The sequence below is a fragment of the Streptomyces sp. NPDC005574 genome, assembly GCF_040605435.1.
Classification (GTDB): domain Bacteria; phylum Actinomycetota; class Actinomycetes; order Streptomycetales; family Streptomycetaceae; genus Streptomyces.
The window spans coordinates 1-14,896 of sequence record NZ_JBEXCW010000137.1; the positions used below are offsets into that span (position 1 = coordinate 1).

The 14,896-nt window shown below is 72.4% G+C and carries 17 protein-coding genes; 5 read left to right on the forward strand and 12 right to left on the reverse strand.

The genetic code is table 11. The features are described 5' to 3' along the window. Window positions 1-91 precede the first annotated feature (91 nt). The 7 genes from ABZT03_RS39950 to ABZT03_RS39980 all read right to left on the reverse strand — a co-directional run bounded on the left by ABZT03_RS39950 (window position 92) and on the right by ABZT03_RS39980 (window position 5,400). The gene (locus tag ABZT03_RS39950) at window positions 92-424 is read right to left on the reverse strand and encodes a TcmI family type II polyketide cyclase (RefSeq protein WP_356048559.1); all 333 of its coding nucleotides are present in this window, start codon (window positions 422-424) and stop codon (window positions 92-94) included. A gap of 24 nt (window positions 425-448) precedes the next feature. Further along, window positions 449-928 carry an SRPBCC family protein gene (locus tag ABZT03_RS39955; RefSeq protein ID WP_356048561.1) on the reverse strand — a complete coding sequence of 160 codons (480 nt, stop codon included), beginning with the start codon at window positions 926-928 and terminating at the stop codon, window positions 449-451. A gap of 1 nt (window position 929) precedes the next feature. Then, window positions 930-1,190 carry a phosphopantetheine-binding protein gene (locus ABZT03_RS39960; RefSeq protein WP_356048563.1) on the reverse strand — a complete coding sequence of 87 codons (261 nt, stop codon included), beginning with the start codon at window positions 1,188-1,190 and terminating at the stop codon, window positions 930-932. Window positions 1,191-1,215: 25 nt separating this feature from the next. Further along, window positions 1,216-2,463: a ketosynthase chain-length factor gene (locus ABZT03_RS39965; RefSeq protein ID WP_356048565.1), complete on the reverse strand. Its 1,248-nt coding sequence runs from the start codon at window positions 2,461-2,463 to the stop codon at window positions 1,216-1,218. Next, a complete protein-coding gene (locus ABZT03_RS39970) occupies window positions 2,460-3,728 on the reverse strand; it encodes a beta-ketoacyl-[acyl-carrier-protein] synthase family protein (RefSeq protein ID WP_356048566.1) in 1,269 nt (422 codons plus the stop codon). Before ABZT03_RS39970 ends, ABZT03_RS39965 begins: the two co-directional genes overlap by 4 nt. Then, entirely contained in the window at window positions 3,725-4,207 is a 483-nt protein-coding gene (locus ABZT03_RS39975) for a cupin domain-containing protein (protein ID WP_356048568.1), read from the reverse strand. Before ABZT03_RS39975 ends, ABZT03_RS39970 begins: the two co-directional genes overlap by 4 nt. A gap of 68 nt (window positions 4,208-4,275) precedes the next feature. Continuing rightward, window positions 4,276-5,400 (reverse strand): SchA/CurD-like domain-containing protein, encoded by a 1,125-nt coding sequence (locus ABZT03_RS39980; protein ID WP_356048570.1) that lies wholly within the window; start codon window positions 5,398-5,400, stop codon window positions 4,276-4,278. A 234-nt stretch (window positions 5,401-5,634) separates the two neighbouring features. On the opposite strand from ABZT03_RS39980, the gene ABZT03_RS39985 reads away from it, so the two are divergent. The 3 genes from ABZT03_RS39985 (at window position 5,635) to ABZT03_RS39995 (ending at window position 9,409) form a co-directional block, all read left to right on the forward strand. Beyond that, window positions 5,635-7,302: an FAD-dependent monooxygenase gene (locus ABZT03_RS39985; protein ID WP_356048572.1), complete on the forward strand. Its 1,668-nt coding sequence runs from the start codon at window positions 5,635-5,637 to the stop codon at window positions 7,300-7,302. 248 nt (window positions 7,303-7,550) lie between these two features. Beyond that, window positions 7,551-7,823 carry a hypothetical protein gene (locus tag ABZT03_RS39990; RefSeq protein WP_356048574.1) on the forward strand — a complete coding sequence of 91 codons (273 nt, stop codon included), beginning with the start codon at window positions 7,551-7,553 and terminating at the stop codon, window positions 7,821-7,823. 218 nt (window positions 7,824-8,041) lie between these two features. After that, window positions 8,042-9,409 carry an alpha-lytic protease prodomain-containing protein gene (locus ABZT03_RS39995; RefSeq protein WP_356048576.1) on the forward strand — a complete coding sequence of 456 codons (1,368 nt, stop codon included), beginning with the start codon at window positions 8,042-8,044 and terminating at the stop codon, window positions 9,407-9,409. A 72-nt stretch (window positions 9,410-9,481) separates the two neighbouring features. Here ABZT03_RS39995 and ABZT03_RS40000 read toward each other — a convergent pair whose 3' ends face one another. From ABZT03_RS40000 to ABZT03_RS40020, 5 genes are read right to left on the reverse strand one after another with little or no spacing between them, the layout of a single operon-like run. Continuing rightward, window positions 9,482-10,579: a serine hydrolase domain-containing protein gene (locus ABZT03_RS40000; RefSeq protein WP_356048578.1), complete on the reverse strand. Its 1,098-nt coding sequence runs from the start codon at window positions 10,577-10,579 to the stop codon at window positions 9,482-9,484. Beyond that, window positions 10,576-11,499, reverse strand: a complete 924-nt coding sequence (locus tag ABZT03_RS40005) for a hypothetical protein (RefSeq protein ID WP_356048580.1) — start codon at window positions 11,497-11,499, stop codon at window positions 10,576-10,578. Before ABZT03_RS40005 ends, ABZT03_RS40000 begins: the two co-directional genes overlap by 4 nt. Next, window positions 11,496-12,539, reverse strand: coding sequence for a hypothetical protein (locus ABZT03_RS40010; protein WP_356048589.1), 1,044 nt, complete (start codon window positions 12,537-12,539; stop codon window positions 11,496-11,498). Before ABZT03_RS40010 ends, ABZT03_RS40005 begins: the two co-directional genes overlap by 4 nt. A gap of 29 nt (window positions 12,540-12,568) precedes the next feature. After that, a complete protein-coding gene (locus tag ABZT03_RS40015; RefSeq protein WP_356048582.1) occupies window positions 12,569-13,324 on the reverse strand; it encodes a hypothetical protein in 756 nt (251 codons plus the stop codon). A gap of 22 nt (window positions 13,325-13,346) precedes the next feature. Further along, on the reverse strand, window positions 13,347-13,535 hold the full coding sequence (locus ABZT03_RS40020) for a hypothetical protein (RefSeq protein ID WP_356048584.1): 189 nt from the start codon (window positions 13,533-13,535) through the stop codon (window positions 13,347-13,349). 418 nt (window positions 13,536-13,953) lie between these two features. Between ABZT03_RS40020 and ABZT03_RS40025 the strand changes: the two genes are divergently transcribed. Together ABZT03_RS40025 and ABZT03_RS40030 are read left to right on the forward strand one after the other, a co-directional pair. Then, window positions 13,954-14,346 (forward strand): AraC family transcriptional regulator, encoded by a 393-nt coding sequence (locus ABZT03_RS40025; RefSeq protein ID WP_356048585.1) that lies wholly within the window; start codon window positions 13,954-13,956, stop codon window positions 14,344-14,346. A gap of 82 nt (window positions 14,347-14,428) precedes the next feature. Further along, window positions 14,429-14,839, forward strand: coding sequence for a VOC family protein (locus ABZT03_RS40030; RefSeq protein WP_356048587.1), 411 nt, complete (start codon window positions 14,429-14,431; stop codon window positions 14,837-14,839). Window positions 14,840-14,896 lie beyond the last annotated feature (57 nt).

Below are 14,896 nucleotides of genomic sequence, written 5' to 3' on the forward strand. Positions count from 1 at the left end.
GGCGAGGTCGACGGTAGCGGGAAGGCCACGATCGCCCTGGTCTACCAGTGATCACGGAGCCGGCGGCCTCGGGGTTTCGCTCGCGTGCGCCTCAGTTGCCGGCGCCGCGCTCCCAGCGGTAGAAGCACCGCGCCATGGCGTCCTTCGGGCCGCGCCAGGTCTGCGGGTCGTACGCGGTGACGTACGCCGACAGCTCTTCACTGACGCTGCGGAACTCGGGGTGCCCGGTCAGCTTCGCGATGGCCGGGGCCGGGTCCTGGTCGGCTTCGAGGAGGTGCAGGTACACGTCGCCGAACTGGAACAGGCTGCGCCGGGTCACGCCGACCAGGTGCGGGAGTTCACCTTTGTCGGAGGCGGCGAACACGTCGGCGATCGCGGGCGCCGACTCTGGTGCCATGCGGGCGACGATGAGGGCCTGATGCATCGGATGTCCTTCCTGGTCCGGTGGTCAGCGGGGCAGGACCGGCTCGGTCCGGCGGTCCCGGGCGGCCTGTTCGATCTTGTCCCGGATGAGGGCCATCTGGGTGCGGGAGTTGCGGTTGATGTTGTCCGTCATCCAGGCGTCGTCGACGGGCGCGTCGGGCTTCATCGCGAAGTCCTGCAGCCAGCGCATCTCGACGCCGCCGGGAACCTCCGTGTACTCCCACACGATGTTCATGTGGGCGAAGGGACCCGTCTCGACCCGGCGGGCCCGGACGGTCCGCCTGCCGCGGTCCACGGTCCGCTCCGAGACCCAGCTCCACACCTTCCCGTTCTCGTCCGGGTGCATGGTCAGGCGGAACGTCGTCGAGTCGCCGTCCCGGGAGAGGACTTCGAGGGAGGCGTACTCACTGAAGAGCTGCGGCCAGTTCTCGATGTCGTTGGTCATGTCCCAGACCAGGTCGAGCGGGGCGTCGACGGTGATGCTGTTCTCGGTGTGTCCGGCCACTTCAGGCTCCAGCCTTGAGGGTGGTGTTGACGAGGTCGAGGAACTCGCGGGGCGTCTTGCAGCGCTCGGAGTCGGTGGGCAGCGGCCGGCCGTACCGGTTCTCCAGCTCGCCGACGATGCCCAGCAGGCCGAGCGAGTCCAGGCCCAGCGAGCCGAACGGGGCGTCCGAGACCCGCCTGAGCTCCTGGGGGTCGACGGTGACTCCGGCCGCCTTCTTCATCAGGGTGGCCAGCTCGTCGAAGGTGACTTCGGTGGTGATCATGTGTCTTCTCCTCTCCCGCCCGGTCCTACCGGGCGGATTCGCAGCCGCGGCGCACGACCAGCGCCGCGTTGGAGCCCATCAGTCCCCTGCTCAGGACCAGGGCCGTCCGCAGCTCGGCGGGGCGAGCGCGGGACGTCACCAGCTCCAGGTCGTGGCAGATGTCGAACACGTAGGGCGTGGGGGGCACCTGGCCGTGTTCCATGGCGAGCACCGCGGTCGCCACGTCCAGGACGGGCGCTCCGCAGTAGGCGCGTCCGATGCCGGTCTTGGGCGCCGTGACCGGGACGCGGGTGCCGTGCGCCCCGAGGGCGTCGGCGATGGCCAGCGCCTCGGCGCGGTCCGCCTCCGGCACGCCCAGGGCGTCGGCGAACACGACGTCGATCTCCTCGGGGGCGCAGCCGGCCTCGTCGAGGGCGCCACGGATCGCGTGGGCGAGCCCCTCTGCGGACCGCTCCCAGCGGGAGGCGCCGGTGAACGTGGCGCAGTGACCGGCCACGGTGGCCCGGACGGTCGCGCCGCGGTCGCGGGCGCGGGTCTCGTCCTCGACCACGAGCATGGCCCCGCCTTCGGCCGGCACGAAGCCGCAGGCCTGCGCGGTGAAGGGCCGGTAGGCGCGCTCGGGGTCGTCGACGGTGCTGAGCTCGGGGTAGCCGAGCTGGCAGACCATCGAATAGGGGGCCAGGGGTGCCTCGGTGGCGCCGACGACCATCGAGCCGGTTCCGCGCCGTACGGCCCGGGCCGCGTGCGCGATGGCGTCCAGGCCGCCCGCCTCGTCACTGGCGACCACTCCGCAGGGCCCCTTGAAGCCGCTGCGGATGGAGATCTGGCCGGTGCTGGCGGCGTAGAACCAGGCGATGGACTGGTACGGGCCGACATACCGGGAGCCCTGCCCCCACAGCTTCTGCAGTTCGCGCTGGCCGAACTCGCCGCCTCCGGAGCCGGCCGCGGTGACCACGCCGATCGAGTACGGCTCCGCGGGTTCACCGCTGCCGAGACCGGCGTCGTCGAGGGCGAGTGCGGCGGCGGCCATGCCGAAGTGGCTGAAGCGGTCGGTCTGGACGAGGAAGGTCTCCTCGATCAGGGCCGAGGCGTCGAAGGCCGGGACCTCGCCCGCCACCCGCAGCGGAAGGTGCTCGCACCCCTCGCGGGTGATCCGGTCCAGGACACCGAGGCCCTCCCGGACCGACTTCCAGTACGCGTCGACGCGCATTCCGTTGGGCGCGATCACACCGATCCCGGTGATGGCCGCGCGCCCTGGGCGTTGTGTGCTCATCGTGTCCTCCCGCCCGGTCCGGTCAGCAGCACCGCGGACTGGAAGCCGCCGAAGCCGCTGCCCACCGAGAGGACGTTCCTCAGCTTCCGCGGGCGTGCGGTGCGCGGCACGTAGTCCAGGTCGCACTCCGGGTCGGGGGTCTCGTAGTTCGCCGTCGGCGGCACGACCTGGTGCTTGATGGCCAGGACGCAGGCGACCACCTCGATCGCGCCGATCGCGCCCAGCGAGTGGCCCACCATGGACTTGATGGAACTCATGGGCGTGTCGTAGGCGTGGGCGCCCAGGGAGCGCTTCACGGCGGCGGTCTCGTGCCGGTCGTTCTGCCGGGTGCCGGAGCCGTGCGCGTTGACGTAGTCGATCAGTGTGGGGTCGAGGCGGGCCTGGTCGAGGGTGGTGTCGATCGCCCGGGCCATCTCCAGTCCCTCGCTGGTCAGACCGGTCATGTGGTAGGCGTTGCCGTAGGTGGCGTAGCCGCCGATCTCGCAGTAGATGTGCGCGCCCCGGGCCCGGGCGTGCTCGTACTCCTCCAGGACGAGCACGGCGGCGCCCTCGCCCATCACGAAGCCGTTGCGGTTGGCGTCGAAGGGGCGGGAGGCGTGCTCGGGGTCGTCGTTGTCCGGCGACGTCGCCTTGATGGCGTCGAAGCAGGCCATGGTGATCGGCGATATCGGGGAGTCCGAGGCGCCGGCGATGCAGACGTCGGCCCGGCCCTCCTCGATCGTGTGGAACGCGTAGCCGACCGCGTCGAGACCGGAGGTGCAGCCCGTGGAGACGGTCTGCACCGGGCCCTGCGCGCCGTACCGTTCGGCGACGACCGAGGCGAGCGTGCTCGGCGAGAACGCCAGGTGGAGCTTCGGGTCGGCCGCGCGGTGGTCCACGTCCCACCGCCGGCCGCGCTCGCTGACCTTGACGTAGTCCTGCTCCAGGCGGGTGGTGCCGCCGACCGCGCTGCCCAGCGACACCCCGACGCGCCAGGGGTCCTCCCGGCCGGTGTCGAGTCCGGAGTCCTGTACGGCCTCTCCGGCGGCGACGACGGCGAACTGGATGTACCGGTCGGCGTGGTCGCTCAGCTCCGGGTCCAGGCCGTGGGCGAGCGGGTCGAAGTCGCACTCGGCGGCTATGCGCGAGCGCAGCCCCGCCGGATCGAACAGCGTGATGCCGCGGGTCGCGGTACGGCCGCCGGCGAGGAGGTCCCAGAACGCCGTCGCCCCGGTACCGCCGGGAGCGACCACACCGATACCGGTGACAGCCACCCGCCGGGTCACCTTATGGCCCCACTTCGCTCGGCCGGCCGGCCGTGCTCCGGCGCGGTCAGGTCCGGTCCGCCGACGCCGAACTCGCCGGCGTGCACCGAGTCGTCGGCCGCCTCCGTGTCGACGTGCCCGAGGCTCGGGCGCGGGGCGAGCGGCCCCAGGTGGAAGACCATGCGGGCTTCCACGTCGCCGACGTTGCGGAACCGGTGCCGTACGTCGATGGGGATCAACAGGCCCTGTTCGGAGCGGAGTTCGTGCGTGGTGCCGTCCAGGTCCACTTCGAGGGCGCCCGCGACGACGAACACGAACTCCTCGGAGTACGGGTGGTAGTGCTCGCCGATGCGCTCACCGGGCTGCACGATGGCCAGCCCCATGAAGCCGCTGGTGGAACCGACCGTGGCCGGCGTGAGCATGGCCCGCAGGTCGCCTCCGCGCCTGCGGTTGGGTTCCGTCTCGCTCAGATCCACGATGCGTGGATGCTGCTTGGTCATGGTTGATACCTCCGGGTGTGACAGGGGCGTCCGGACGCGACGGCTGTGGACACCACCGCGGTGGTCCGTCAGGAATCCGCCGAGCTGCGGTCGGTGACCGGCAGCATGTCGGCGTGCGACAGGAGCCGGTTGATGTTGCGCTCCGAGTCGAGGGAGCCCTCGACGCCGATGGCGGCGCCGTCCAGCAACCGCTCGAGCTCCGCGGCCTTGTCGCGGCCCTTGAGGCCCAGGGAGGCGACGGGGTCGACGTCGAGTTCGCCGGTGACGTCGATCAGACGCACCACGATGTCGTCGCGCTGGAAGACGGTGCTGCCGTACACCGGGCTGCTCGGGTCGTCCGCCGCGGCCTCGTCCTGATGGGCGAGCAGCCGGGCCAGCTCCGTCCCGCAGCCCGCCTTGGCCGGGTAGTACAGCGCGTGGCGGCGCAGACCGGCGGGCTCGGGCCGGCCGGACACCACGTGGTGGACCGAGGGCAGCGCGGCCCGGGTGAAGAACACCCGCGCCGAGTCCGGGTCGGTGAGGTCCCGGTCCTGTTCCAGGTACGGGTTGATGGCCTCCTCGACCGCGCGCACCTCGGGCTGGCGGGCGACGTGACGCAGGGCGGCGAGCAGGTCGCCCTCCACCTCCACGGCCCGTACGACGCGGTTGCCGTGCATGAACAGCGAGGTGCGGCGCAGCCGCGTGGTGTCGTCGACCTGGGCCTTGGGCGACCTGTACCCGGCCAGCAGCTCGGCGACCTTCGACTCCGAGCCCGGCTTGACGGTGAAGGTGAGCGCGTGGCGGGCCACACCGTCGCCCACCCGGGCCTTCACCTGCATGCCCGTCTTCGCCGAGCCCGCCGCCTGCGGACTGGCCGGGCTGGTCTCCCGCAGGATGCTGTAGCGCATCGACCGGGTGTCACGGACGCAGCTGTGCATGGGCCGGACCGTCTCGACGTGCTCCTCGCTGTTCACCCAGGCGAGGAAGGGCGGGGCACTCTCCCACTCGCTGGTGATGAGCCACTGCGAGGGGTTCTCGATCGACTGGCACAGCTGGTCGCTGATGTGTCCGGGGACGGACGCGACCTGGCTGCGCATCACCTCGTAGGCGTCGAGGAACTGCTCCTGGGCTCCCTCGTACAGGTCGAGCAGCAGGATCACCCGCAGCCTGGAGCCGTCGAACGCCGACTGCGATATGCGTCCCGAGTTGGTCATCCGGCGCACCTCTCCTCAAGTTCACGGAAGTTCACGGAACGACCACGGAATCCGAAAGGCCGGGGTCGCCATGAGCCGATCGTTGACGCAAGCGCCGGTGCGTGCGATCTCTACGGTCCGGACGAGTGAACCGCGTGCCATCCGGGTGCCCCGGGCGCGCGAAACGGTCCGTACAGGGCATGGAACCTGCATCCCATCCCTGACTCACGTCGCAGGTGACGCTGGAGGAAATCAATGAACCGGTGGGAAGAGACCGGCGAGGCCGGCCATCGCACACCCGTCCTCATCGTCGGCGGCTCTCTGGTGGGCCTGTCCACGTCCCTGTTCCTCGGGCGCCTCGGCGTGCCGCACACGCTCGTCGAGCGGCACTCGGGCACCTCGATCCATCCGCGCGGCCGCGGCAACAACGTGCGCACGATGGAAGTGTTCCGGGCGGCCGGGGTGGAGCAGCGCATCAAGGAGGCGGCGTCGGTCCTGGCCGACAACCACGGCATCCTGCAGACACCGAGCCTGGTGGGCGATGCCGGCGAGTGGCTGTTCAAGGAGATCGACCCGGGGGGCGGGCTCGCCCGCTTCAGCCCCGGCGGCTGGTGCCTGTGCAGCCAGAACGACCTGGAGCCGGTGCTGCTGACCAGCGCCCGGGAGCTGGGCGGGGACCTGCGTTTCTCCACCGAGATGATGTCGTTCGAGCAGGACCCCGACGGGGTGACCGCGCACGTCAAGAGCCGGGAGACCGGCGAGCACACCACGATCCGCGCCGACTACCTGGTCGCGGCGGACGGCCCGCGCAGCCCCGTCCGGGAAGCCCTCGGCATCGGGCAGAACGGCCCGGGCGACCTCTTCCACAACGTGAGCGTCACCTTCAGCTCCCGCGGCCTCGCCGAGGTGGTCGGGGACCGGCGCTTCATCGTCTGCTACCTGACCGACCCGGAGGCGGACGGGGCGCTGCTGCCGGTCGACAACCGCGAGCACTGGGTGTTCCACGCCCCCTGGCATCCGGAGGACGGCGAGACGCTGGAGGAGTTCACCGACGAACGCTGCGTCGAACACATCCGGCGGGCCGTCGGAGTGCCCGACCTCGATGTGCGGATCACCGGCCGGGCCGCCTGGCACGCGGCCGAGCGGGTCGCACAACGGTACGCGCACTCCCGGGTGTTCCTGGCGGGCGACTCGGCTCACGAGATGTCGCCCACCGGGGCGTTCGGCTCCAACACCGGCATCCAGGACGCGCACAACCTCGCCTGGAAACTGGCCGCCGTGCTGGGCCGCTGGGCCGGTCCGGGGCTGCTGGAGAGTTACGACGCGGAGCGCCGGCCGGTCGCGGAGGCGACCAGCGCCCGCGCCTCCTCACGGTCGGTCGAGCACAGCCACCCCGGCTACACGCCCGGCCCCGAAGCGGGCGGCCGCGGCGGCCCCGGCGGCAGCAAGGGCGGCATCCTCAACGTCGCGCTGGGCTACCGCTACCCGCGCGGCGCGGTCCTGGGCGCGGACCCGGCGACGCCGGTCGTGCCCGAGGGTGTCCGGCTCACGGGCGAGCCGGGGAGCCGCGCGCCCCACATGTGGCTGACCCGTTCCGGGGGCCGGATCTCCACCCTCGACCTCTACGAGCGGTCCATGGTGCTGCTGAGCTCCACCGACGGCGCCGGCGGCTGGCACACGGCGGCACGGCAGGTCGCGGAAGACCTGTCCGTGCCCCTCGACTCCCACCGCGTCGGCGGCGGGACCGGGGCGGACCTCGTTCCCGAGGACGGCGCCGACTGGGCGCAGGCGCACGGCGTCACCGCGGACGGCGCGGTGCTGGTGCGCCCCGACGGATTCGTCGCCTGGCGGTCCACGGGGGCGTCGGCCGACCCCGCGGCGACCCTCCGGAAGGCCCTCGCGGCCGTACTGGACCGGGACTGATCCACCGGGATTCCCCCCGTCCCGGCCACCGGGACCGACCCACCGCACCGCCCCTCGGCGCGGCACCGGACTACCCGAGGTCCCCGGACCCGGGTAGTCCGGTCGTCGCGGGTGAGTACGCGTACTCATGCCTGGCTCCCGGCCCTCCCACAGCATGGGTGCCAGGCAACCAAGGGGAGTCAACTGTGTTCAGGAAAAGCCGAGTTCGGACCTCGCCGCCCGTGCGCGGCGCCCGTGGGCCGTGGGCCGTGAGCGGTCTCGCGCTGCTGGGCGTCACCGCAGCGCTGCTGACCGGCTGTTCGGCGCAGGACTCCGTCTGCGGCGGCGGTGAGTACCCGGTCCTGAGCGTGGGAGGCACCGGCAGCGCCTGCGTCTCCGACGGCGAGCAGCCGCCGAAGGGCTACGTCCGCTACCCGAAGGGCAAGGTCCCCCGGGAAGTCGGCGACAAGTGGGACACCTACTGGGGCACCCACACCATCGACGAGAAAGGCGCCGTCGTGGAGGTCCCCGCAGGGGGCTGACGGGCGGCCGCGCCGGTCGGGGGACAAACGGCTCCGGACGCGTACACGGCGTTGACCGCGAGGTGTGGCTGAGTGTCAGGTCGCAGGCCGGCCGTGTACTGCACATGGCAGTCCGCACGTCCCCCATCGCGCGAAACACCTCCTCGTCCGGCATCGCGGCGGGCGTCCCGGGCTAGACCTGGCGACAGCCTCATCCGTCTCCCAAGGAGGTACACCGCATGGTCGGCAGACACGCCGCCGGCAGACGCCGCGCCGCTGTGACCGCTCTGAGCGCCCTCGCCCTGACCGCCGTCCACTCGGCCGCGGTCGCGCAGCCGCCGAGCGCCCCGGCGCCCGTCCTGTCCGCCGCCCGTACGGCCGGCACGGCCACACCGTCACCGGAGATGCTGCGCGCCCTGGGCCGCGACCTGCGGCTGACGCCCGGGCAGGTGACCACGCGGCTGGCCAACGAGGCCGAGGCGGGCACCCGCGCGGGCCGCCTCCACAACGCGCTGGGCAGCCGGTTCGCCGGCGCCTGGGTGAGCGGCGCGACCTCCGCCGACCTGAACGTCGCCACCACCGACGCCGCCGACGTGCCCGCCATCCAGGCCGAGGGCGCGAAGGCCGCGATCGTCAGGACGTCACTGCGCGGGCTGCAGTCGCTCCAGGACAGGCTGGACGACGCGGCCGGCCGCACCCGCACGGCGGACACCCCGGTGTGGTACGTCGACGTCCGCACGAACCGGGTCGTGGTGCAGGCGACGAGCCGGTCGGCCGCGACCTCCTTCATCCGGGCCGCCGGGGTCGAGGACCGGGGCCTGGCCGTCCGGGTGTCGGCCGAGCGGCCGGCCCTGAGGGAGGACATCGTCGGCGGGGACGCCTACTACATCAACGACGCCGCGCGCTGCTCGGTGGGCTTCTCGGTCACCAAGGGCCAGCAGCAGGGATTCGTCTCGGCCGGGCACTGCGGCACGGCCGGCGACACGACCACCGGCTTCAACCAGGCCGCGCAGGGCACGTTCCAGGCCTCCACCTTCCCCGGCAAGGACATGTCGTGGGTGGGCGTCAACAGCGACTGGACGGTCACTCCGACGGTGCGGGGAGAGGGCGGGCAGAGCGTCCAGGTCGCCGGCTCGGTGCAGGCACTCGTCGGGGCCTCGGTGTGCCGTTCCGGCTCGACCACCGGATGGCACTGCGGCACGATCCAGCAGCTCAACACGAGTGTCACCTACGAGGAGGGCACCGTGAACGGCCTCACCCGGACCACGGTGTGCGCCGAACCGGGCGACTCCGGCGGCCCCTACCTGGCGGGAGCCCAGGCGCAGGGCGTCACCTCCGGCGGTTCCGGTGACTGCACGAGGGGCGGTACGACGTTCTTCCAGCCCGTCAACCCGATCCTCAGCGACTTCGGCCTCACCCTGACGACCGCCGCCGCCACGGCCGCCCCGGAGCAGTCCGGGACCACCGGCACCTGGGCCGCGGGCCGCGTCTACGCGGTCGGCGACACGGTGACCGTCGAGGGGGTCAGCTACCAGTGCCTCCAGACCCACCAGGCGCAGACCACCTGGGCGCCGGACAGCACGCCGGCGCTGTGGCAGCGCGTGTGACGGCCGTACGGCCGTAGCGGTCCGCGGGGTGTGGGAGGTCGACTCCCGCACCCCGCACCGCTGTCGGGCCCCTCACTGGTCCGCGAGGAGGGCGTAGGCGGCGGCCACGAAGGGGTCGCCGGCCCGGAACCGGCGGGTGCACAGCGCCGCCAGCGCGGTGCCCGTGTCGGGCCGGAAACCCAGGAACGCCTGCTGCCCGAGGGTCGCCCCGCTGTGGAAGTACATCGGCCCGCCACCGGTCGGATGACGGAACCAGCCGACCGTGTGCACGTGCCGGTGGTCCAGCCCGCGCCGCAGGACAGGGGTGTGCATGGACAGCAGCGCGCCGGCCAGTGGCTCGGGTGGCGGGGCCAGATGGGCCTCCAAGAAGGTGAGCAGGTCGCCGGGGGTGGCCCGTACGGAGCCCGCGGCCTGGAACCCGCCCGCGTCGAAGGCCGGGACGGCGCCGCGGCCGTCCTTGCGATGCCCGATCGCGTCGCGGCCCGGCCCCCGCGGGCGGGTTCCGGTGTCGCCGAGCGCGAGCGGACGCAGCACGTGGGCGGCGAGGAGTTCCTCCCAGGCCGTACCGGTCACCGCGCCGACGGCGTGACCGAGCACCGCGACACCGAAGTTGGAGTAGTGCCACCGCCGGCCGGGCCGCTGCCGTGGCCGGTGGCGCAGGAAGGCGCCGATCACGCGCTCCGCCGGGTAGCGCGCGTAGGGGTTGGTGCGCCAGGCGGGCAGGGCGCGGGCGAAGAAGTCGGCGGGCAGGGCGGGCAGCCCCGACGTGTGGGTGACGAGATGCGCGAGGGTCACCGGGGCCGCCCCGGTCGCGCGGCCGGGGTCGAGACAGTCTGCGGCCGCCTCCCCGCCGGTCAGCAGTCCGCGCCTGATCAGCTGCGCGAACAGCAGCCCGGTGAACGCCTTGGTCGCCGAGCCGAGTTCGTAGCGCAGTTCCGGGCGGGGCACCGGGGGCGGTGGCGCGGTGCCGCCCCAGCGCAGGACGCGGCGGCCGTGCCGGGAGACGGCCAGGACGACATCGGGCGCGTCGCTCACGCCGACGGCGTGCTCCAGCCGCTTCCCGAGCGTTTCCTCCTCCGGGGCCGCCCCGGCCGGCTCGTCGTGGGGCGCGAACGCGTCGGCGGTGTCCTCGGCGACGCCCGGCCAGTACGACGGGGCCGGGCCGGTCATGAGGGGCCGGCCTGCGTCAGCGCGGTCAGCGCGCGCGAGGTGGCCAGCGCGGAGGCGAAGGCGGCGACCAGCGTCGGGTGGTAGACGACGTCGAACACCTCCTCGGGCTCTCCTTCGGGGATGGTGCGCAGGGCGGGCATCGCGCCGTCGGCCCGCTGCGCGACGGCGAAGGCGTGCCAGGCGCGTTCGTCGAGCGCGGGCCGGGGCAGACAGGCGTCGACGACGAGCAGTTCGCCCAGCAGGTCCCAGCGCCGGAGGTCGAGCCAGTCGTCGATCCACACCGGCAGCCACTGGGTGAGGTACTCCGCGAGGCGGGGCGGCAGCCCGTCGGGGTTCTCCCCCCAGTCGGTGAGGTGGAAGACGGCGTGGGTGATGTCGTAGGCGATGTGTCCTTCGACGGTCCAGGGTTCGGGGGTGCGGGCCAGCCAGGTCAGGGCCAGCGCCTCGGTCTCCGGCGGGCGGGGGGACAGGCCGAAGCGGCGCTGGAACGCGGACAGGCCGAGCCGCCGGGTCGGCGTCACCTCGAAGGCCGGCCAGCTGTCGCTGCGGTGGTTGAGGACCGCGGCACGTTCCAGTTCGGGCAGGCTGTACCCCAGTTCCCTGAAGGGCAGGTACACCTCGAAGGGGATGGGGGAGATCGGCTCGACGCGCTGCCCGCGCAGGAGCCCGCGGCCGCCGTCCAGGGTGTCGCGCCAGGCGTGGTCGATGAGTTGGCGGGCCAGTTGGGCCTGCCGGGCGCCGGCCACTCCCTCACGGAACAGCACCTTGCAGATGAGGGCGAGTTCCCCGACCGGTTTGAAGCGTTCCAGGAAACCGGTCTCGGGGTCCACATCGGGCTCCAGGTGAAATCCGTCGCGGTGGGCCCACAGCCACTCCAGGGCGTTGACGCCGACGGTGTGGATCAGCCGGGTGTCGGTCATCCGAGTGCTCCTTGTCCGTCGTACCGGGTCCGTGGACCCGGTCCGGCCGCCGGCTCCGCGTGCCACGCTCCGGTGAGGTCGCGCTCCTCGCCGTCTCCGCGTCCGTGGCCGGCTCGGTGGAGGTGCCGGCGTCCGAGGGTGAGGGCCGCCGCGAACGCGGCCATCAGCGTGGAGTGGTAGCAGTGTGTGAACCCGGGCTCGTCATCGGCGTCTTGGGGGTCGGCGGGGGACGGCCGTTCCTCGGGCAGCGCGCCCGACGCGTGCTGCGCGGACGAGATCCGGTGCCAGGCGTCTGCCGTCACGGGCGGATCGGGCGGATCGGTCGGGCCGGGCAGGGTCGCCGCCACGGCCAGCAGTTCGCAGCCCAGGTCCCACATCCCGGCGTCGAGGCAGGTGTCGAGCCAGGGCGGCAGCCAATGCGTCAGATAGGTTGCCAGGTCGGCCGGCAGGGCGTCCGGGGTGCGGCCCCAGTCGGTCAGGTGGAACACGACGTGGGTGAGCGCGTACCCCGAGAAGCGTTCGAAGGTCCAGGGTTCCGCGAGTCCGCCGAGCCAGGTGCGCTCCAGCGTCGGGGAGTCGTGCTCCGGCCGGTGGATGCCGGCGCGTCGCTCGGCGGTCAGCACGCCGAGGCGCCGGGTCGGGTCCTGTTCGGTGAGCCGCCAGCCGCGGGCGCGGGCCACGGTCGCGGCGGCCCGCTCGTACTCCGGCCGGCGCAGGCCGGCGGCGGCGAACGCGCCGTACACCTCCAGCGGGTAGGTGGCGAAGGGTTCGCACTGCTGCAGGCGGACGAACAACTCGCCGTGCCCGGTCTGCCGCCAGGCGAACGCCAGCAGATCGCCCGCGCGCGCGTGCGTCGGGTCCGGTGGCGCGGTGTGCGCCAGGACGCTCGCGCACACCTGGGCGAGTTCGCCGAGCGGCTTCCAACTGCTGTTGACCTGCCCGTCGGGGGCCAACGCGTCCTCGCCCAGAGCGAAGCGGTCCCGGTGGGCCGACACCCAGGCGCAGGCACGCCGCCGCACCGCGCGGGCGTGGGCCTCCACCGTGCGGGCCTCCTCGGTGCGGGGCGCCGTCACACGCGTGCTCCCGTCCGCAGGATCCGGGCCGCCTGGACCTGGAGGGTGACGCGCGGGTCCGTGCCGCCCATCAGCTCGACGAAGTCGAGCCCGGTGCCGAGTCCCAGGGTGTCCGGCACCCCGTCCAGCTGGGTCAGCCAGCGTCCCGCCCCTGCCGCCTGCTGCCAGTCCCTGCGGCGTACCGCCCGTACGAAGCCCCTGGCCACGTCGATCGGGCGGCCGCGGGCGGCACGGGCCACCGCGGAGTCCTCACCGGGCACGGCGAGCGCGGCCAGCACGGCGAGCTGATGGGTCAGGGACCGCCAGTCCGCCGCGTCGAGCCAGGCGGCGCAGGGCTCGGCGCCCTCCTCGCCGTCGAGGGGATCCAGGGGGCCGGAGGGGTCCGACGGCCGGCCGGGAGCGTGGGGCTCGTGCGGGAACGACGGTTCGAACCGGCGCAGGGCACGCGCCATCGCCCAGTGGCTCCAGCGGACGGCGGGGGTGGCGTCGGGACCGGGCGGGAAAGCCTCCACGGCCTTGCGGAACACGGCGAGTTCCCCGGCGTCGGGGGAGGTGTGGAAGAGGACGTCGGGCAGGAGCAGATCCGCTCCCAGTACGCGGACGGCCGCGGTGAGGAAGCCCGCCGAAGAGTCGTCCACGACCGCACGGCCCGCCACGGGGACGTGGTCCCCGCCCCGAAGGGCGGAGACCACGCCGGCAGCGAGGTCGTGCACCGTACCCAGCAAAGGGGTCGAAGTGCCTGACTGCTCCATGGTTCTGCTCCTGTCGCTCCCCTCAGCCCTTCTTGGGGCGCGGGGTGGGCGGGGACAGCAGCAGGCTGCCTCCCCCGGACGCCAGCGCCAGGGCCGCGCATTCCCTGCTGTCACGGAAGACGCCGTCGGACTCGGCGGGGTCGAGTACCGCTTCGAGGTCGACGTCCTGGATTCCGGTCAGTTCGTCGGTGCGGTTTTCGATGGAAGGCATATCGCCATCTCCCTCTCGGTGTAGGTCAGTGAGCCTCCACAACCAAGTTGACCGCATCGGGCGAAATCATGCAAAAACCCCACAAGTTAACAGAATTTACTTCTTCAACATCTTGATCGCTCAGGCGCGAGGGGGTGGTTGATGACTGAACGTCTCGCGCCCGGATGCGACATGGGGGCGGGTGTGGTACGTCGGCCGGAGTGGCGTGCCGTACGCGCGCACGGGAAGGCTGAGTGCGGACAGTCATGACTGACCATCCGTCATATATGCCATGAGCCGGGTGAGTTGGCTGGGATATGGGCGTGCTGCGTCAACTCGCTTATCCGACGCTTGAGTTGAAGCTCGGCGGTGCAGCTGTTCGAGGGCGTCGGTGACGACACCGTGCGAGGCCCGCGAGCCGGCGTGGTGGGATGGGGGTGTGAGCCGCGACGCCGAGGACACCAACCGCCGCATGCTGCGGGCGCGGGACGCGATGGACCGCGCCTACGCGCAGCCGCTGGACGTCCCGGCCCTGGCCCGGATCGCGCATGTCTCCGAGGCCCACTTCACGCGCACCTTCCGGGCCACGTTCGGTGAGACACCGCACCGCTACCTCCAGCGCCGACGGGTGGAGCGGGCCATGTCCCTGCTGCGCGAGACCGACCGCAAGGTGACCGACATCTGCTTCGAGGTCGGCTTCGGCAGCCCGGCGACCTTCAGCCGCACGTTCCGCGACATCGTCGGCCGCTCACCGCGCGAGTACCGCAAGGCGTCGGTGGCCATGCCCGTACCCACGTGCTTCACCATGGCCTGGACGCGGCCGAGCACGTGAGAACCCGGCCACCGGCCGGGCGTGGGCCGACTGAGCAGTTTTGGACAAGTTTTCCGCCGGCCGGCTCGGTAGCGTGACGCTCATGTTCACCTCGATCACGCACTCACAGATCTACGTCCTCGACCAGGACAAGGCACTCGACTTCTACGTCGGCACGCTCGGCCTGGAGGTCAGCGCCGACGTCGACCTCGGGTTCATGCGCTGGCTCACCGTCAACGTCCCCGGGCACCCGGACCGCCACATCCTGCTCGAGAAGCCGGGTCCCCCCGCGCTGTCCGAGGAGACGGCAGAGCAGGTCCGCGACCTGCTGACGAAGGGTGCCATGGGCGGCCACCTCATCTTCGGCACGGACGACTGCCGTAAGACGTACGAGACGCTGCTGGGCCGGGGCGTGGAGTTCACCGAGGAGCCCACCGAGCGCCCGTACGGGATCGACTGCGGCCTGCGGGACCCCTTCGGCAACAACATCCGCTTCACCCAGCCGGTGGCCTGACAGGGCGTCAGCAGCCGGGTTCCTCGCGGCCGGGGGTTCCGTCACGGCGCCGTGACG